This window comes from Arthrobacter sp. SLBN-83 (assembly GCF_006715285.1).
Taxonomy (GTDB): domain Bacteria; phylum Actinomycetota; class Actinomycetes; order Actinomycetales; family Micrococcaceae; genus Arthrobacter.
The window spans coordinates 2773629-2791312 of sequence record NZ_VFMX01000001.1; the positions used below are offsets into that span (position 1 = coordinate 2773629).

Annotated in this window: 18 protein-coding genes and 1 riboswitch; of the genes, 7 read left to right on the forward strand and 11 right to left on the reverse strand. The window is 66.8% G+C overall.

All coding sequences use genetic code 11. The annotated features are described in order from the left end of the window. Nucleotides 1-68: 68 nt before the first annotated feature. A complete protein-coding gene (locus tag FBY30_RS12935; RefSeq protein WP_142133217.1) occupies nucleotides 69-473 on the forward strand; it encodes a Sec-independent protein translocase TatB in 405 nt (134 codons plus the stop codon). 28 nt (nucleotides 474-501) lie between these two features. On the opposite strand, the gene FBY30_RS12940 is transcribed toward FBY30_RS12935, so the two are convergent. The 3 genes from FBY30_RS12940 to FBY30_RS12950 are packed head-to-tail and all read right to left on the reverse strand — an operon-like array spanning nucleotide 502 to nucleotide 3674. Continuing rightward, nucleotides 502-1656: an Mrp/NBP35 family ATP-binding protein gene (locus FBY30_RS12940; RefSeq protein WP_142133218.1), complete on the reverse strand. Its 1155-nt coding sequence runs from the start codon at nucleotides 1654-1656 to the stop codon at nucleotides 502-504. A 58-nt stretch (nucleotides 1657-1714) separates the two neighbouring features. Beyond that, nucleotides 1715-2407: a DUF1003 domain-containing protein gene (locus FBY30_RS12945; RefSeq protein WP_142133219.1), complete on the reverse strand. Its 693-nt coding sequence runs from the start codon at nucleotides 2405-2407 to the stop codon at nucleotides 1715-1717. Then, on the reverse strand, nucleotides 2391-3674 hold the full coding sequence (locus FBY30_RS12950) for a magnesium transporter MgtE N-terminal domain-containing protein (protein WP_142133220.1): 1284 nt from the start codon (nucleotides 3672-3674) through the stop codon (nucleotides 2391-2393). The genes FBY30_RS12945 and FBY30_RS12950 overlap by 17 nt, the downstream gene beginning before the upstream one ends. Before the next feature lie 77 nt (nucleotides 3675-3751). On the opposite strand from FBY30_RS12950, the gene FBY30_RS12955 reads away from it, so the two are divergent. Next, entirely contained in the window at nucleotides 3752-4723 is a 972-nt protein-coding gene (locus FBY30_RS12955) for a general stress protein (protein ID WP_142133221.1), read from the forward strand. Nucleotides 4724-4822: 99 nt separating this feature from the next. On the opposite strand, the gene FBY30_RS12960 is transcribed toward FBY30_RS12955, so the two are convergent. Beyond that, entirely contained in the window at nucleotides 4823-6397 is a 1575-nt protein-coding gene (locus FBY30_RS12960) for an aminopeptidase P family protein (RefSeq protein ID WP_142133222.1), read from the reverse strand. 80 nt (nucleotides 6398-6477) lie between these two features. Between FBY30_RS12960 and FBY30_RS12965 the strand changes: the two genes are divergently transcribed. Continuing rightward, a complete protein-coding gene (locus tag FBY30_RS12965) occupies nucleotides 6478-7326 on the forward strand; it encodes a PHP domain-containing protein (protein WP_142133223.1) in 849 nt (282 codons plus the stop codon). A 33-nt stretch (nucleotides 7327-7359) separates the two neighbouring features. On the opposite strand, the gene FBY30_RS12970 is transcribed toward FBY30_RS12965, so the two are convergent. The 4 genes from FBY30_RS12970 to thiE all read right to left on the reverse strand — a co-directional run bounded on the left by FBY30_RS12970 (nucleotide 7360) and on the right by thiE (nucleotide 12492). Beyond that, on the reverse strand, nucleotides 7360-8232 hold the full coding sequence (locus FBY30_RS12970; protein ID WP_142133224.1) for a DNA-methyltransferase: 873 nt from the start codon (nucleotides 8230-8232) through the stop codon (nucleotides 7360-7362). Between the two features lie 9 nt (nucleotides 8233-8241). Further along, nucleotides 8242-9921, reverse strand: coding sequence for a DEAD/DEAH box helicase (locus tag FBY30_RS12975; protein WP_142133225.1), 1680 nt, complete (start codon nucleotides 9919-9921; stop codon nucleotides 8242-8244). A gap of 291 nt (nucleotides 9922-10212) precedes the next feature. Then, nucleotides 10213-11703 (reverse strand): RNB domain-containing ribonuclease, encoded by a 1491-nt coding sequence (locus FBY30_RS12980; protein ID WP_142133226.1) that lies wholly within the window; start codon nucleotides 11701-11703, stop codon nucleotides 10213-10215. Between the two features lie 39 nt (nucleotides 11704-11742). Continuing rightward, a complete protein-coding gene (thiE, locus tag FBY30_RS12985; protein WP_142133227.1) occupies nucleotides 11743-12492 on the reverse strand; it encodes a thiamine phosphate synthase in 750 nt (249 codons plus the stop codon). A 27-nt stretch (nucleotides 12493-12519) separates the two neighbouring features. Further along, nucleotides 12520-12638, forward strand: a riboswitch (TPP riboswitch). Between thiE and thiO the strand changes: the two genes are divergently transcribed. The 3 genes from thiO (at nucleotide 12631) to FBY30_RS13000 (ending at nucleotide 15009) form a co-directional block, all read left to right on the forward strand. Next, nucleotides 12631-13956 carry a glycine oxidase ThiO gene (gene thiO, locus FBY30_RS12990; protein ID WP_142133228.1) on the forward strand — a complete coding sequence of 442 codons (1326 nt, stop codon included), beginning with the start codon at nucleotides 12631-12633 and terminating at the stop codon, nucleotides 13954-13956. Its footprint overlaps the riboswitch before it by 8 nt. Continuing rightward, complete coding sequence (gene thiS / locus FBY30_RS12995; RefSeq protein WP_142133229.1) at nucleotides 13953-14189, forward strand: sulfur carrier protein ThiS; 237 nt, start codon at nucleotides 13953-13955, stop codon at nucleotides 14187-14189. The genes thiO and thiS overlap by 4 nt, the downstream gene beginning before the upstream one ends. Before the next feature lie 4 nt (nucleotides 14190-14193). Next, nucleotides 14194-15009: a thiazole synthase gene (locus FBY30_RS13000; RefSeq protein WP_142133230.1), complete on the forward strand. Its 816-nt coding sequence runs from the start codon at nucleotides 14194-14196 to the stop codon at nucleotides 15007-15009. Between the two features lie 59 nt (nucleotides 15010-15068). On the opposite strand, the gene FBY30_RS13005 is transcribed toward FBY30_RS13000, so the two are convergent. The 3 genes from FBY30_RS13005 to FBY30_RS13015 all read right to left on the reverse strand — a co-directional run bounded on the left by FBY30_RS13005 (nucleotide 15069) and on the right by FBY30_RS13015 (nucleotide 16344). Then, on the reverse strand, nucleotides 15069-15371 hold the full coding sequence (locus FBY30_RS13005) for a hypothetical protein (RefSeq protein ID WP_142133231.1): 303 nt from the start codon (nucleotides 15369-15371) through the stop codon (nucleotides 15069-15071). Between the two features lie 21 nt (nucleotides 15372-15392). Then, nucleotides 15393-15617 (reverse strand): DUF3107 domain-containing protein, encoded by a 225-nt coding sequence (locus tag FBY30_RS13010; protein ID WP_142133232.1) that lies wholly within the window; start codon nucleotides 15615-15617, stop codon nucleotides 15393-15395. A gap of 61 nt (nucleotides 15618-15678) precedes the next feature. Next, entirely contained in the window at nucleotides 15679-16344 is a 666-nt protein-coding gene (locus FBY30_RS13015; protein WP_142133233.1) for a TetR/AcrR family transcriptional regulator, read from the reverse strand. Nucleotides 16345-16428: 84 nt separating this feature from the next. Here FBY30_RS13015 and moeB point away from each other — a divergent pair, with 84 nt between their 5' ends. Next, entirely contained in the window at nucleotides 16429-17628 is a 1200-nt protein-coding gene (moeB, locus tag FBY30_RS13020) for a molybdopterin-synthase adenylyltransferase MoeB (protein WP_142133234.1), read from the forward strand. Nucleotides 17629-17684: the final 56 nt, after the last annotated feature.

Below are 17684 nucleotides of genomic sequence, written 5' to 3' on the forward strand. Positions count from 1 at the left end.
GCGAACTGTTGCTCCGTCCGCGGGACGGGAATCGTCACTCGCAGCCCGGAAAGGGTAATCTTCCTAAAGTGTTTGGAATCAACGGCCCGGAGTTCATTCTTCTGCTGATCATTGGCGTGCTGGTGATCGGCCCCCAGCGGCTGCCTGAATATACCCAGAAGCTGGCGAACCTGGTCAAGGAAGTCCGCCGCATGGCCAACGGCGCGCGCGAGCAGATCAAGGAAGAAGTGGGCATCGACATCGACGATGTCGACTGGAAGAAATACGATCCGCGCCAGTACGATCCCCGACGCATCATCAAGGAAGCACTGCTCGACGACGACACCAAGCCAGTGAGTGCGGGCGCCCCCGCCGCCGTGGCTGCAGTTTCCGGCGCAGCGGCAGCAGCCGAGTCAGCTCCTGCGCGGCCCGAAAGGGTAGTGGAGAGGCTGGCCCCGGGCGAGGTTGCCCCGTTCGACACCGAAGCCACCTAGGGCCTGCCTCCTCAGCGGGGCTTACCGCTCAGCGGGGCTGCAGCCCCAGCTTCATACCGGCCAGGCCGCGGGGTTTTGCCGCCAACTGCCCTGCAATGGCCAACAGCGCCGCCGCTCCCGCCGAATCCGGCTTGCCCAGGACGATCGGCACCCCCGAGTCCCCGCCTTCCCGCAACTGGATGTCCAGCGGAATCTGGCCCAGCAACGGAACGTCCGCCCCTACCGTGGCGCTGAGGCGTTCGGTGAGGACTGCCCCGCCGCCGCTTCCAAACAGTTCCATCCGGCCGCCGTCGGGCATCTCCAGATAGGACATGTTCTCGATGACGCCCGCGATTTTCTGGCCGGTCTGGGTGGCAATCGCGCCGGCCCGTTCCGCGACATCCGCCGCTGCCGCCTGGGGTGTGGTGACCACCAGGATTTCGGCCTTGGGCAGCAGTTGGGCCACGGAAATGGCAATGTCACCCGTGCCCGGCGGAAGGTCCAGGAACAGGGCATCGAGATCGCCGAAGTAGACGTCGGTGAGGAACTGTTCCAGGGCGCGGTGCAGCATGGGTCCGCGCCAGGCGACCGGCTTGTTGCCGCTGACGAACATGCCGATGGAGATCACCTTCACCCCATACGCAACCGGGGGAAGGATCATGTCGTCCACCTGGGTGGGTTTTTGCGTGATACCCATCAGCGCAGGGACAGAAAAGCCGTACACGTCTGCGTCCACGATGCCCACCCGGAGGCCTTGGGCGGCCAGGGCGCTGGCCAGGTTGACCGTGACGGAGGACTTGCCCACCCCGCCTTTGCCGCTGGCCACGGCATAGACCTTGGTGAGCGAGCCGGGGTCATTGAACGGGATGCTGCGCTGCCCGCCCGTGCCGCGCAACTTCTCCTTGAGGGCGTCGCGCTGCGCCTGGTCCATCACCTTCAGTTCGACGTCGACGGCGGTGACGCCGGGGACGGCGGAAAGGGCCCTTTGGGAATCGGCGGTAATGGTGTCCCGAAGTGGGCAGCCTGCGATGGTGAGCAGGACCGCCACGGTGACTCTGCCGTCGTCGGACACCTGGACGGAATCCACCATGCCCAGCTCGGCGATGGGGCGGCGCAGTTCGGGGTCGATGACCGTGGCGAGGGCGTCGTTGACGGCCTGGTGCAGCGGGGAGGCGCTTATTGCGGGATCGATGGGGGCGCTCATGGCAGGAGCCTCAGCTTTCATGCGGTTGCGGGCCGCCGGAGAGTGGACGGGCAGGCGGTCATTGGGCAGAGTGGCCGGGTTTGACCCGGGGGATCTGCTGGGTACGCGGGCTGCGCTGCCGGTCCCGTTGTTCACGCAGTTTGTCTTTGACCTTGTCCCGCGGTGACTCGTGCGAACCCGGGCCGGTCTCCTCGTGGGTGCGCAGCTCCTCCTGGGCTTCGAGCAGGTCCTCGAGGAGGGAGCGCAGTTCGGCCCGGACGTAGTCGCGGGTGGCTACCTCGCGCAGGGCGATCCGAAGGGAGGCAAGTTCCCGGGTGAGGTACTCGGTATCGGACAGGTTGCGTTCGGCGCGCTGGCGGTCCTGCTGCAGGGAGACGCGGTCACGGTCATCCTGCCGGTTTTGCGCCAGCAGCAGCAGGGGCGCTGCGTAGGAGGCCTGCAGCGACAGCATCAGGGTCAGCAGGGTGAAACCAAGGTCCCGGGAGTCGAACTGCCATTCGGTGGGCGCCCATGTGTTCCAGCCCAGCCAAAAGATACAGAACACCGTCATGTACACCAGGAACTGGGGCGTACCCATGAACCGTGCGAAGGCTTCGGTGGCGTGCCCGAACGCATCAGGGTCCGGACGGAACGTGGGCAGGATCCGTTGCCTGCCGCTCAGGGGTGTGTCGAGGCTGCCTTTTGATTCCGCTTTGGCCAGGTTCCGCTGGTTGGGGTTCTTCGGAGCACTGATATCAGCCAATGCGGCCACCGAGCTTTCTTATCGGGGCTTCGCCATCATGGGCGCGCCAGTCGTCCGGCAACAAATGATCCAATACGTCATCAACAGTCACCGCCCCCACAAGCCGGCCGGCGTCGTTGATCACCGGGAGGGAGTTCAGGTTATACGTGGCCAGGGTCCGCGCCACTTCGCTGATGTGGGCCTGGTCGGACAACGGCTCCAGGTTCTTGTCCACCAGGTTTCCCAGTGCCTCGAACGGCGGGAAACGCAGCAGCTGCTGGATATGCACCACGCCCAGGAAGCGGCCGGTAGGCGTTTCCAGCGGCGGCCGGGCAATGAAGATCGACGACGCCAGGGCGGGGGAGAGCTCCTCGCGCCTGACGTGGGCCAGGGCTTCGGCGACGGTGGCTTCCGGGGGGAGGATCACCGGCACGGGGGTCATCAGGCCGCCGGCCGTGTCCTCGTCATATTCGAGCAGGCGGCGGACGTCCTCGGCGCCTTCGGGCTCCATCAGCTGGAGCAGTTCCTCGGCCTGGGCGGAGGGGAGCTCGCCGAGGAGGTCGGCGGCGTCGTCCGGGTCCATCTCCTCCAGGACGTCGGCTGCGCGCTGGACATCCAGTGCGGAGAGGATCTCCACCTGGTCGTCCTCCGGGAGCTCCTGGAGGACATCGGCCAGGCGTTCGTCCTGCAGTTCGCTGGCTACCTCGAAGCGGCGCTTGTCGCTCATCTCCTGGAGCGCCTCGGCGAAGTCGGCGGGTTTGAGGTCCTCGTGGTTGGCCACGAACTGGGTGGCGGCCTGCGGCTCGGTCTTCTGGCCCTGCTGGGCGTCCGCCCAGTCGATGATCAGGGTCTCGTTGCGGCGCAGCCGGCTCAGGGGCGACAGCGAGTGCCCGCGCCGGACGAAGAGCTTGCTGACGAACCAGTCGCGGGAGCGGTGCTGGTCGATGGCGATGTCTTCGATGGTGGCGTCGCCGCTGCCGTCGCGGAGCGTGACGCGCCGGTCGAACATCTCGGCCACCACCAGGGTTTCCGCCCCGCGCTGTTCAAACCGGCGCAGGTTGACCAGGCCGGTGCAGATGACCTGGGTCTGGTCGATTGAGGTGATGCGGGTCATGGGAACGAAGACGCGCTTCTTACCCGGAACTTCCACCACGATGCCCACCACGTGCGGGGCACCCTGGGTGCCGCGGGACAGCACAACAACATCGCGCAACCGGCCCAGCCGGTCGCCCAGCGGGTCGAAGACATCGAGGCCCAGAAGGCGCGCCACGAAGACGCGTGTAGGTGTTGTGCTCACCACTACAGGCTACCGAGTCTGCTCTCTTTTAGCTGAATTTACAGGCAGCACCCACCTTGATGGGCAAGAATGGGGTTATGTCGAACTTATTTGGTGCACCCAGGGCCGGCGCCCCGAACGGACCGGACGATGCCCGGGCTGTTCCCACCGGTGACACCGTTGGCTCCTACACCTCCTACCTCGACGCCCAAAAAGCCGTGGACTACCTGGCGGACCAGCAGTTCCCGGTCCAGATGGTCTCCATTGTCGGCAATGAGCTGAAGATGGTGGAGCGGGTGACCGGGCGGCTGAGCTACCCCCGGGTGGCACTTTCGGGGGCACTGAGCGGCATGTGGTTCGGTCTGTTCGTGGGGGTCATGCTGTCCTTCTTTGCCCCTTCCCCCGGATACTTTTCGATCATGACATCGGTGCTGATGGGCGCCGCCTTCTTCATGCTCTTCGGCATCGTCACCTACGCCATGCAGCGCGGCAAGCGCGACTTCACGTCCACCAGCCAGGTGGTGGCAACGAACTACGACGTCATCGTGGCCCTCGAAGCCGCCCACGAGGCCCGGCGGCTGCTGCAGCAACTGCCGATGTCCCGTTCCGACGCTGCCTCCGGCCACGGCCCCTACACGCAAAACGACTACTACAACCAGCCTTACCAGCAGCAGCATCCGCAGCAGCAGGGGCCCGCGCGTCCGGCCGGTTGGAACGATCCGTACGGCCAGCGTCCTGCCGGCCCTTCCCACGAGGGATCGGAGCACGGCGCACCGGCCCAGGACGGGCACGCGTATCCGCACGACGGCGGCGAGCAGCAGGGCAACCAGCAGTATGGCGGCGGCCAGCAGCAGCCCGTGCGTTCGGTCCGCTACCCGGACCTGCCGGACGGCCGCCCGCAGTACGGCGTCCGGCTCCCGCAGGGTCCCGCCGCGGAGGCCGGGCAGCAAGGCCCGGAACATGGCCCGGAACATGGTGCGGAACAGCAGGACCACCACGGTGGAGCCCATCGGGCGGAAGAACACTACGGATCCGAGGGCGACCAGCACCACGGCGAACACCGGCAGTAGCAGCCGGGAGGTTTTCAGAGCCTGGCATCAGGATGCATAAAGAGCGGGACCGCCGGAAAGAATCCGGCGGTCCCGCTCCTTGTTAATCGCTGCCCTGAATCAGGCTTCTTCGGTCCGGTAGATCCCGGCCATCCAGTCCTCCACGTCCTCCGCATTGCGGGGCAGGGCGGCACTGAGGTTGACCGGGCCATCATTGGTCATGAGGATGTCGTCCTCGATCCTGACGCCGATGCCGCGGTACTCCTCCGGGATCGCCAGGTCTTCCTTCTTGAAGTACAGGCCCGGTTCGATGGTGAACACCATGCCTTCGGTGAGGACGCCGTCGAGATAGAGTTCCCGCTTGGCCTGCGCGCAGTCGTGCACGTCCAGTCCCAGGTGGTGGCTGGTGCCGTGCGGCATCCAGCGGCGGTGCTGCTGGCCTTCAGGGCTGATCGCTTCCGCTACGGAGACGGGCAGGATTCCCCACTCTGCCAGGCGCTCGGCCAGGACGGTGGTGGCCGCGGTGTGGATGTCGCGGAATTTGGTCCCGGGCTGGGCAGCGGCGAAACCGGCATCGGCTGCATCCAGGACTGCCTGGTACACCTTGCGCTGGATGTCGCTGAAGGTGCCGCTGGCCGGAAGCGTCCGGGTAATGTCCGCGGTGTAGAGCGAATCGGCCTCGACGCCGGCGTCCAGGAGCAGGAGTTCGCCGGCGTGGATGCGGCCGGTGTTGCGGGTCCAGTGCAGCACCGTGGCGTTGTTGCCGGACGCTGCGATGGTGTCGTAGCCGAGTTCGTTACCCACCTCGCGGGCCCTGGCGAAGAACGCTCCTTCAACCACGCGTTCGCCGCGGGCATGTGTGAGGGCGCGCGGCAACGCCTTAACAACCTCTTCGAAGCCCTCCACGGTGGCAGACACCGCGGTCTTCATCTGCTCAATTTCCCACTCGTCCTTCAGCAGGCGCAGTTCGGAGAGGGCCTCGCTGAGCTTTTCGTCCAAGGCATCCAGGACGCCCAGGTCCAGGTTCTCGGGGTCCCTGGCGGTGTTGTAGCGGGCAGTGTCCACCAGCGCGTCGATGTTCTCGTCGACCTTACGGACCAGGCGGATGGAGATACCGCCGATTTCGGGGGCGCCCACGTCCTTGGTGATGGCTGTCTCCAGCTGGTCGATATGTGCGGTGGCCAGGCCCAGGCGGGCCTCGAACTCTTCCAGGGTGGGACGGGCCCCGATCCAGAACTCGCCCGAGCGGGAGTCCGCATAGAACTGTTCCGAGTCCCTGCCGGCCAGCGGCCGGAAGTAGAGCGTGGCGCGGTGGTTCCCGCCGTCGTCGCCTGTTCCCTCTTCCGCCGGTTCCAGAATCAGGACCGCGTCGGGCTCGTGGTCCAGGCCGAGCCCGGTGAGGTGCGCGAAGCCGGAGTGCGGGCGGAAGCGGTAGTCGCAGTCATTAGACCGGACCTTCAACGGCCCCGCGGGGATGACCAGGCGTTCGCCTTTGAACAGGGCGGAGATCGCCTTGCGCCGGTTTGCGGCATAGGGGGCGACTGCGTCCAGCTGGGGAAGCTCCTGGTTGAACGGCGCCCAGTTGCTGGCCATGAAGGCCTTGAAGGCGGTGGAACTGGGCCGCTGGGAGCGGTTGTTGACGCGCTCCTCCAACGGCTGGGAAGCAGAGTTTTGGGTGTTTTCGGCATCGTTCACGGCACCATCGTCTCACCAGCTTCGCGGCTAAGCGAACAGGCCTCCCGGGTCTCTTGTCCCCGGTCCACTACGCTGGATAAGTGAGGATTGACCTGCATGCCCACTCCAACGTCTCCGACGGCACCGAGACCCCTGCCGATGTCATGGCCTCTGCTGCCCGTGCGGGGCTGGACGTGGTGGCACTGACCGACCATGATTCAACGGCAGGCTGGGCAGAGGCTTCCGCAGCCGCTGCAACGTACGGCGTGGCCCTGGTACCCGGGATGGAGGTGTCCTGCCGGACGGAGGAGGGCATCAGCGTCCACCTCCTAAGCTACCTGCACGATCCCACCGATCCCGGTCTCCTGGAGGAGATCACCAAGGCCAAGGATTCCCGCCAGACCAGGGCCGAGCGGATGGTGACCATCCTGGCCGAAGACTATCCACTCACTTGGGACGACGTGATCCACCACGTTGCGCCCGGCGCCACCCTGGGCCGGCCGCACATCGCGGATGCCCTCGTTGCCGCAGGGGTGGTGGAGGACCGTTCGGAGGCCTTCGCCTCCATCCTCACCTCCCGCTCGCGGTACTTCATTCCGCACTACGCTCCGGACCCTGCCACCGCCGTCGAACTTGTCCGTGCCGCCGGCGGCGTGCCGGTGTTCGCCCACCCCGTGGCCTCTGCGCGGGGACGGATCGTGGGGGAGCGTACGTACCGGGAGATGATCGACGCCGGCCTGGCGGGCCTGGAGATCGACCACCGGGACAACCCGGAGGAGGGCCGCGACTTCCTCCGCAGGCTTGCGGCCAAGCACGACCTGCTGGTCACCGGTTCCTCCGACTACCACGGAACCGGGAAGCCCAACCTGCTCGGGGAGAACCTCACGGCACCGGACATGCTGGCGCGGATCGAGGAACTCGGCACGGGGGCCGTCGTCGTCCGCCCCTAAAATGCAGGCCGTCCGCGAAGGGCCGGCCGGAACCTAGCTGGGCTGGCGGGTTACCAGGGTGGCGTGCGCACCCAGCCGCTTGGCCATGATGTCGATGGCCGGCTGGTTCTGGTCCACGCACACGAACTTCCGGCCCAGCTTTGCGGCCACTGCACCCAGGGTGCCGGAGCCGGCGAAGAAGTCCAGGCACCAGTCCCCGGGACGGGACGAGGCAGCGACAACGCGCCGGACCAGGCCCTCCGGCTTCTGCGTGGGGTAGCCGGTCTTTTCCTTGCCCGTGGGCGAGACGATGGTGTGCCACCAGACGTCCGTGGGCAGCTTGCCCAGTTCCCGCTTCGCAGGGGTCACCAGGCCCGGCGCCATGTACGGCTCGCGGTCCACCTCGGCGCTGTCGAAGTGGTACTTGGCCGGGTTCTTGACGTACACCAGGATGTTGTCGTGCTTGGTGGGCCACCGGTTTTTCGCGCGGGCGCCGTAGTCGTAGGCCCAGATGATCTCGTTCAGGAAGCATTCCCGGCCAAAGATGGCGTCCAGCATGACCTTGGCGTAGTGCACTTCGCGGTAGTCCAGGTGCAGGTACAGGGTGCCGTCGTCGGCAAGGAGCCGCCAGGCTTCCACAAGCCGTGGCTCGAGGAAGGACCAGTAGTCGCTGAACGCGTCATCGTAGCGGTGCAGTGCGCCCTTGATGGTGTCGTAGGAGCGGCCCTTGAAACCCACCCGGTCCCCGCTGCCTTCAGCGTTGACCACCATGCGGGTTTCCTGGCGCTGCTGCGGCCGGCCGGTGTTGAAGGGCGGGTCCACGTAAATCAGTGTGAAGGCGCCGTCCGGCAGCGTGGGGAGGTACTCCGCGTTGTCCGCGTGCACCACCAGGCTGCCGCCGTCCGGCGCCCAAACAGTGTCAGTCATCTCCGGCAGTTAGCCCTCGGAGTTGCCAGGCTGCGTGCCCTTGTCGGCGCCCGCCACCACTTCGCCGTTGCGGCGGCGGGTGCGGGTGCGGGTGCGGCGGGCGCGCGACGGCTGGCCGCCGTCGGCTGCCGGGGCGGCAGCCTCACCGGCAGGTGCGGCTTCCGTATTGGACGTACGACGGCGGCGCTCGCCTGAGTGGCCGGCTGAATCACTGCTGCGGCCTCCTTCGCGGTTGCCGCCCTTGCTGCGTCCCCGTCCCTCCCGGTCCCTGGACCGGGACGAGTCCCGGCCGCCGCGGGCGTTCTTCTTGCCGGTCTCGCCAAGGTCCTCGAGGACCTCTGCGTCAACGCCGGCCAGGGTGCGCTTGTCCCGCGGCAGGCGGCCCTTGGTGCCCTCGGGGATGTCCAGGTCGGTGTACAGGTGCGGGGAGGATGAGTAGGTTTCGACGGGCTCGGGCACGTTGAGGCCCAGTGCCTTGTTGATCAGTGCCCAGCGTGGGACATCGTCCCAGTCCACGAACGTGACTGCGGTGCCCTTGTTCCCGGCGCGGCCGGTGCGGCCCACCCGGTGCAGGTAGATCTTCTCGTCTTCCACGCACTGGTAGTTGATCACGTGGGTGACGTCCTCGACGTCGATGCCGCGGGCCGCCACGTCCGTGGCCACCAGGACGTCCACCTTGTTGTTGCGGAAGGCACGCAGCGCCTGTTCACGGGCGCCCTGGCCCAGGTCGCCGTGGAGGGCGGCGGCGGCGAAACCGCGGTCCACCAGTTCCTCGGCCACCTTGGCGGCGGTGCGCTTGGTCTTGGTGAAGATGATGGTCCGCCCGCGGCCGCGCGCCTGCAGGATGCGTGCCACCACCTCGGTCTTGTCCATGCTGTGCGCACGGTAGATCAGCTGGCGGATGTCCCGCTTGGTCAGGCCCTCGTCCTCCGGATCCGCGGCGCGGATGTGGGTGGGCTGGGTCATGTACCGGCGGGCCATGGCGATGACGGGGCCGGGCATCGTGGCGGAGAACAGGAGTGTCTGGCGGACGGCGGGGGTGGCAGCGATCAGCGTCTCCACGTCCGGCAGGAAGCCGAGGTCCAGCATCTCGTCGGCTTCGTCCAGAACCACGATTTTGACGTTCTTAAGGCTCAGGTGCTTCTGCTTGTAGAGGTCGATCAACCGGCCGGGGGTCCCGACCACTACCTCCACACCCTTCTTCAGGGACTCGATCTGGGGCTCGTACGCGCGGCCGCCGTAGATGGTGGCGATCCTGGCGTTGCGCTTGCGCGACGCGGTCTGGAGGTCGCTGGCCACCTGGACCGCCAGTTCACGGGTGGGAACGATGACCAGGGCCTGCGGTGCTCCAGGTACGGCCAGCTTGGCGTAGCCGGGGTCGTCCTGGCCGATGACGCGCTGCAGCGCCGGAATGCCGAAGCCCAGGGTCTTGCCGGTGCCGGTTTTGGCCTGGCCGATGATGTCGTGGCCGCCCAGGGCCACCGGCAGGGTCATGGCCTGGATGGGGAAGGGGTGGGTGATCCCGGCGTCGGCCAGGGACTCCACAATGTCGTCGCGGACGTTGTAGTCGGCAAAAGACTTTTCGGCGATCTCGTGCGGCGTCTCGTCCGAGATGATGGTCTCTTCCGGTTCGATGGTCTCCGTACCGGACACGTCGCTCAGAAGCTGGTGGGTATGCAATTCACTCACAGGGGAGTTTCCTTATTCATTTAGGCATTGGCGCTGCCTGCTCAACGGGCCGGCCAGGGCTGGCCGCTCCGGAGCACGCTCAAGCGCGCAAGCAATTCCAGTGGAAGCCGATCGCGGGCTATCTAATGCTGGCACTGGGGACCAGCGGGCAATTCTCAAGATCGCGTAGGGGCGGGCTTGTTGGTTTCAAATGGAGGAAATCAACGACCGGGCATCCAGTTCTACCCCTCCAGTCTAGCCGCATGGGTGCCCAAACACGGTTTCGGCCCGCTTGCGGCGTCCGCTGCTTACTCAGCGGACCAGTTCGAAGTGGATCTCCCTGGTGGTGATGTCCGAGGACACCAGCCGGACCCGGACCTTGGTGCCGGACTCCAGTTCGCCGGCGCAGTGTGCGGTCACTGCGGGTTCTGCGATCTGGATAATCCCGGAGCTGCCGTTACCGTTCTTCCCATTGCTGTTGCCATTTTTCCCGTTGCTGCCGTTGCCGTTCTGCGGCTTGGACCCGGAGATCACGATCGCGTCGAACTCCTGCCCGATGTGGTTCAGCAACAGCGCCGCCTCCACGGTGTCCAGGGCCAGGCGTTCCATCCTGGACGCCAGCTGGTCCGATCCCGCCATGATGCCCGGCAGCAGCGGCAGCGCTTCGCGTGCCCAGCCGGGAACATCGCCGCCGTTGCTCAGGGCCTCGCAGATGACCAAAACGAAGCGGTCCACCAAGCGCCGCAGCGGCGCGGTGGTGTGGGCATAGGCCGCGCCGATGGCGGACTGGATGCCATCCTCGGGGACGGTTCCGTCGAACGCGGTGTAGGACGCTCCCCGGAACAGCATGCCTGCCGAATGCATGATGGCCAACTGCCTCGGGTCGGTGGGATCCAGCGACCGCAGGTATTCGCCGTAGCTGACTTCGCCGTCCCACGGCCTGCCGAGCACCTCGGTCTGCAGCCGGAAATGCCTCAGGGACCGTTCGTCCGGCGCGGGCATGGTGCGCAGGATGCCCACTTTGCCCTCGAGCATGAGCTCAGCCGCCGCCATCCCGGTCATCAGCGAAATTTGAGCGTTCCAGTCCTCCACCGGAAGCTGTGGAACCGCGTCAATCCGGTAGCCGCCGTCGGGCAGTTGGACGATCTCCTGTTCGGGCATGTTGAGGCTGGCGCCTTCACGGGCCCGCTCCAATGCCACCCGCTTCAGGCCCACCTCACGGAGCAGGTGGAGTACGGGGGAGGCCGTCCCGGCGTCGAGGTCTGCCTGGGCGCCCTTGTAGCTGAGCTTGTCACGGCTGCGGACCCGGGCCCGACGGACGCCTACTGTCAGGACGGTTGCTTCGCCGTCGAGCGTGAAGTCCCAGACGAAGGCAGAGCACTCCTGGCCGGGCAGGAGGCTTCCGGCCCCTTCGCTGATGACCTCCGGGTGCAGCGGGATCCGGCCGTCCGGGGCGTAAAACGTCTGTCCGCGCCGCCGCGTCTCGGCGTCCAGGGGACCTCCCGGCGTAACGAAGGCCGGAACATCGGCGATCGCATACATCACGCGGTAGCCGTCCCCGTCCGCCTCGATGAACACTGCCTGGTCCAGGTCCGTGGAGGACGCCGGATCGATGGTGACGAACTCGACGGCGGTCAGGTCGTAGGACGGAAGCTGCAGCGCGGCCACGGCAGCCAGGGCGTCGTCCACGGCTTCGGCGGGATAGGGACCCGGAAGTTCAAGTTCCGTCCGCAGCAGGCCCAGCGCCTCTTCCAAGGCGTTCTTATGGTCGTGGACGTTGGGGGCCAGCCGATGATGTGACACAAAATTCAGCGTAGCCCCAAGTTCCGCGATTAAGCAGGCTCAGGAGCCGGCGGCGTCCAGCGCGTCGAGGAGGGAGGCAGCAGCGGCGGCGGGATCAGGAGCTTCCGTGATGGCGCGGACCACCACGATCCTGCGCGCGCCCGCCTCCACCACTTGGTGGACGTTGCCGTGGTCGATGCCGCCAATGGCAAACCAGGGCACGGGATCCGCAGCCCGCCGGGACGCCTCCGCTGCGTACTTCACCAGGTCGGGACCGACGGCGGCCCTGCCGGGTTTGGTGGGCGTGGCCCAGACAGGACCTACGCAGAAGTAGTCCAGGCCGGAGGGGCCGGCGGTTGCGGCCAGGGCGGCATCCACCTGTTCGGCCGTGTGGCTGGAAAGTCCGATGGCGGCGTTCCCGTTGACCAGCGTGCGTGCTGCCCCCAGCGGCAGGTCCTTCTGGCCGATGTGGAAAACAGGGGCCCCGGAAAGCACGGCGATGTCGGCGCGGTCATTGACCGCCCACAGCTTGCCGTGCCGTACCGCCACTTCCTTCAGCACCGCCAAAAGGTCCAGTTCCTCGGCGGCCTCGATGTTCTTGTCCCGCAACTGGATGATGTCCACGCCGCCGGCAAAGGCCGCGTCCACAAACTCCGCAAAGTCGCCGCGGTCCCGCCGCGCATCGGTGCAGAGATACAGGCGGGCAGCCTTGAGGGCCTCGCTGTCCCGGGCGTTGACAACCTCGGCATTGGCAACTCCGCCGGCCGGAGCGTGGGAACCTGAGGGAAAGGATGGGGTGGTCGCATTCATGCCTGCAAGCCTAATTCCTCTAAACTGGGGAGGTACTGCGGGAGCCCGCGGCAGCTGTCACAAAGCGCCGGGCTGAGAGGGCGTCAGAGCCGACCGCTTGACCTGATCCGGTTAATGCCGGCGTAGGGAAGGAACCAGATGCGTACCCCCGGCACTACCCATCCCGCTTCCGTTGATGCGTCCATCCATTCCACCCTTCCGTCAACAATACGTGCCGACGTCGCCGTCATTGGCGGGGGAGTGGTGGGGCACGGCATCGCCTGGGAAGTGCAGCGTTCCGGACGCTCCGTCGTCCTCATAGACGACGCCCCCGGTTCGGGCGCCAGCTGGGCCGCCGCCGGAATGTTGGCCCCCGTGAGCGAACTGCACTACCAGGAGGAAGACCTCCTGGAACTCATGCTGGAAGCATCGTCGCGATGGCCGGCGTTCGCTGCCGGTGTCGCCGATGCATCGGGCGCAGATTCCGGATACCTTACGACGCCGACTCTCGCCGTAGGTGCCGACGCCGCAGACCGCCGTGCGCTGATGGACCTGCGCACGGTCCAGCTGGCCAACGGCCTGGCAGTGGAGCCCCTGACTGTGCGGGAGGCGCGCAAACGCGAACCCCTCCTCAGCCCAGCCATCGCCTGCGCCCTGGACACCCCCGCGGACCACCAGGTGGATCCCCGCCGGCTAGTGGCGGCCCTGCGGCTGGCCCTGGCCCGCGCCACAGAGGAGTTGCCGGGCCTGGCTGTGGCCGGGGCGGTGGACGGGTACGCAGTGCCGGACCGGGCAGCCGGGCTGTTGTGGGACGGCGGAACGGTGGCCGGCGTAAGGCTCGCCGGTGGCGGCACCGTCCTGGCAACGGAAACCGTGGTGGCCAACGGCCTGCAGTCAGGTGCGCTCGCAGACCTGCCCCCCGGCCTCGAACTGCCGCTGCGGCCCGTGCACGGGGACATCCTCCGGCTGGCAGTGCCCCGCCACCTCCAGCCCCTGGTGACCGCGACGGTGCGGGGACTGGTCCACGGAGTTCCGGTGTACATCGTGCCGCGGCAGGACGGGACCGTGGTGATCGGAGCCACCCAGCGCGAGGACGCCCTGTCCGATGCCGTCAGTGCCGGCGGCGTCTATCAGTTGCTGCGCGATGCCCAGGCCCTGGTGCCCGCCGTCGCCGAACTCGAACTCCTGGAGTCCACCGCCCGGGCCCGCCCCGGAACCCCGGACAACGCGCCGCTGCTGGGACGGGTGCCGGTGGGCCCGGCCCCAGGGGGTGAAGGGTCGGGAGCGGAAGCGCGCCACGTCCCGGGGCTCATCATCGCCACGGGTTTCTTCCGCCACGGCGTCCTGCTTACCCCCGCCGCAGCAGCCATCTGCACGGAGCTGCTGGACGGAAGAACCGACCCCCGTTGGGCGCCCTTCAGCCCGGAACGGTTCTCCAAGCCGGCAACGGCCACCCAACGCACCGACATCAAGGAGACAGCGTGAACATCACCCTCAACGGAAACCCGCACACGGTGGCGGACGGCGCCTCCATCACCATGCTCGTCAGCGAGGTCACCGGGCGTCCGCTGGCTGACAACGGGCAGGCGACGGACGGCGGGAAGCTGGGCGTCGCCGTCGCACACAACGCCCAGGTGGTGCCGCGCAGCCAATGGTTTGCCACCGCGCTCGCCGAGGGCGACGACATCGAACTCGTTACTGCAGTACAGGGAGGCTGACGCCATGACGGAAACCAGCACTATCAACCCCGCCGGAAACATCGGTGCCGGGGACGCCCTGGTGATCGACGGCGTCGCCCTCGGCTCCCGCCTCATCATGGGCACCGGCGGGGCGCCTAGCCTGGACGGCCTGGGCGCAGCGCTCCTGGCCTCCGGTACCGCCCTGACCACGGTAGCCATGCGGCGCTACTCAACCGCGGAAACCGGATCGCTGTTCCAGCTGCTGGTGGACCACGGGATCCGGGTGCTGCCCAACACCGCCGGCTGCTTCACCGCAAGGGATGCGGTCCTCACGGCGGAACTGGCGCGGGAGGCCCTGGAGACCGACTGGGTCAAGCTCGAGGTCATCGCCGACGAACAGACCCTCCTGCCCGACGCCGTGGAGCTTGTGGAGGCCATGGAGCAGCTGGTCAACCGCGGGTTCAAGGTCTTCGCCTACACCAACGATGATCCCGTTCTTGCGCTGCGGCTCGAAAACCTCGGCGCCACCGCCGTGATGCCCCTGGGTGCGCCCATCGGCACAGGCCTGGGGATCCTGAACCCGCACAACATCGAACTTATCGTGTCTCGCGCGTCGGTTCCGGTGGTCCTGGACGCCGGCATCGGGACGGCGTCCGACGCCGCCCTTGCCATGGAACTGGGCTGTGACGCCGTACTGCTGGCCACGGCCGTGACGCGCGCGCAGAACCCCGCCCTCATGGGCGAGGCGTTCAAGCACGCTGTGATCGCCGGCAGGATGGCCCGGGCAGCAGGCCGCATTCCCCGCCGGGAGCACGCCCTCGCGTCGTCGGCCATGGAGGGCAGGGCGGAGTTCCTCTGACGTTAAGCAGCTGTGGCCACCACCCGGGCGGGTGGTGGCCACAGCTCGTTTAAGGACGCTTAGCGCCGCAGGATGGCGGTCAGCCGCTCCATGTCGTGGCGGGCGCGCGTGCGGCCCAAGTAAACCACCGCACCGACGGCGGCAGCAATCCCCAGGACCATGGGCAGGACCCAGGGAAGCCAGGTCAGGCCGGGCAGGTAGCCGAAGCCGGCTGCCATGAGGATGATCCATGCCAGGGCCGCGACTCCTACTGCGATTCCCGCCGGCAGCACCGCGCCGTACTTGGCATGGCGCTTGTCATTGGCCCAGACGATGAAGCCGCCGGCGGCGGTGGCCAGCACCACGATGGTCAGCGAAAGCATGGATCTCCTCCCAAGCGCGGGCTAGAACTGGCCGAAGCCCACGCGGCGGACCTCTTCTGCTCCGATTTCGACGTATGCCAGGGCATTCCCCGGAACGATAATCAGGCGTCCCTTGTCATCCTTGAGGCGCAGCTCATTGCCTTCGCTGATGGCCTCGCCAACAACCTTGGCCACCGTCTCGGCATCCTGGGTCGATTCCAGTACGATTTCGCGGCCAACGTTCTGAACGCCGATCTTAATTTCCAAGGGGGCCTCCCAGCCTGTGAAGTGCTCGTACTTCTCTACGAGGTGTTGTCTTATTTGTAGTCTAGGACTCTTTGGGGAAGCGAGAGATTCCGCGCCAAGCTAAACGGTAGATGAGATCGCTGGCCACATCGAGGTCCAGGTTGCCATCGGTTTCCAGCCAGTACCGCGCGCTGACCTGCGCCATTCCGGCCAGCCCGCGGCCCAGCAGTTCCGCCTCGAGATGGGGGAGCTTGGTGTCCTCGGCGATCACCCTTGCAATGGCATCGGCGAAGGTCCGGTTGAAAGTCTCCAGCCGGGAGCTGACGTCGGGATCGTTGATCAGGTCGGATTCGAAGACCAGCCGGTGGGCCTGGTCGTCGCTGGCGATGAAGTGGAAGTACGCCCGCATGACGGCCTGGACGCGTTCGTCGTTGTCCGTGGTGGAGTTCAGGGCGCCGAGCATCAATTCGGTCAGGGATGCCAGGTGGCTTTCCAGCAGGGCAAGGTACAGGTCGCGCTTCGAAGGAAAGTGCTGGTACAGCACGGGTTTGCTCACGTGGGCTGTTTCTGCAATCTCGTCCATGGCAGCACCGTGGTAGCCGTTGGCAACGAACACCTCCTGGGCTGCGGCAAGGAGCTGGGCCCGGCGCTCGTCGCGGGGCAGCCGGGCGGACCGTTGGCCTGCGGGGCGCGAGGGAGTGTGCGGTTCGGCGGCGGGCGGGCGGTCAGCCCGTGCTTCAGGGACCACAGTTGTCCTTCTTTCGATTGCAGTTACCTTCACTTTACTGCGGGGTAATATGACCCGGCGGTATCCCGGGGCATACATTGAAGTATGGCTTCGTCTTTGACCGCAAATGTTTCGGCCCTTTCCCTGGATCCGCTGGTGGAACCGGCCGCGGACCTGACCCCTGACGAGGTGGAACGGTACTCCCGGCACCTGATCATTCCCGAGATCGGGGCACTGGGACAGCGGCGGCTCAAGAACGCCAAGGTGCTGGTCATCGGGGCCGGCGGCCTGGGTGCGCCGGCGCTGCTCTACCTCGCCGCGGCGGGCGTGGGGACGATTGGAATCATTGACGACGACGTGGTGGACCTGAGCAACCTGCAGCGCCAGGTCATCCACGGCGTGCACGATGTGGGCCGGCCCAAGATCGAGTCGGCGCGCGATGCCATCGCCGAGCTGAATCCGCTGGTGGACGTCCGGCTGCACAACGTGCGCCTGGACTCGTCCAACGCCCTTGAGCTGTTCAGCGGATACGACCTCATCCTTGACGGTGCCGACAACTTTGCCACGCGCTACCTGGTCAACGATGCCGCCGCCATCCTGGGTAAGCCTTACGTGTGGGGTTCCATCTTCCGTTTCGATGGCCAGGTCAGCGTGTTCTGGGAGAAGCACGGCCCCACCTACCGCGACCTCTACCCGGAGGCGCCGCCCGCAGGTTCCGTTCCTTCCTGCGGTGAGGGCGGCGTGTTCGGCATGCTGTGTGCTGCCGTGGGGTCGCTGATGGTGACTGAGGCGGTGAAGCTGATTACCGGCGTCGGACGTTCCCTGCTGGGCCGTGTGGCACTGTTCGACGCCCTGGGCGGCAGCTGGCGCGAGATCCGCGTGTCCAAGGACCCTGCGGCGGAACCCATCACCGAACTGACGGACTACGAGGCCTTCTGTGGCATTGCCCCAGCGTCCGAAGCGGACACGGAACACACCGTCACCGCCACCCAGCTGGCCACCATGCTCGCCTCCCGGAAAGCCGGGCTCAAGGACTTCGAGCTGGTGGACGTCCGCGAAGCGGGGGAGTACGACATCGTGCGGATCGATGGCGCCAGGCTGATCCCGCAGGGACGCATCCTGGCCGGCGAGGCCTGGGATGAACTTCCGCAGGACCGGGACATCGTGTTCCACTGCAAGGCCGGGACCCGGTCCGCCAATGTACTGGCGGCGGCGCGGCAGGCCGGCTACCAGCGGGTGAGCCACCTCGACGGCGGAATCCTGGCCTGGGTGCGGGACGTGGAACCCGAAAAGCCCGTCTACTGACCGGTTGCTCTATCAGATATGGCTCCCAAACCGATGGTTTGGGAGCCATATCTGAT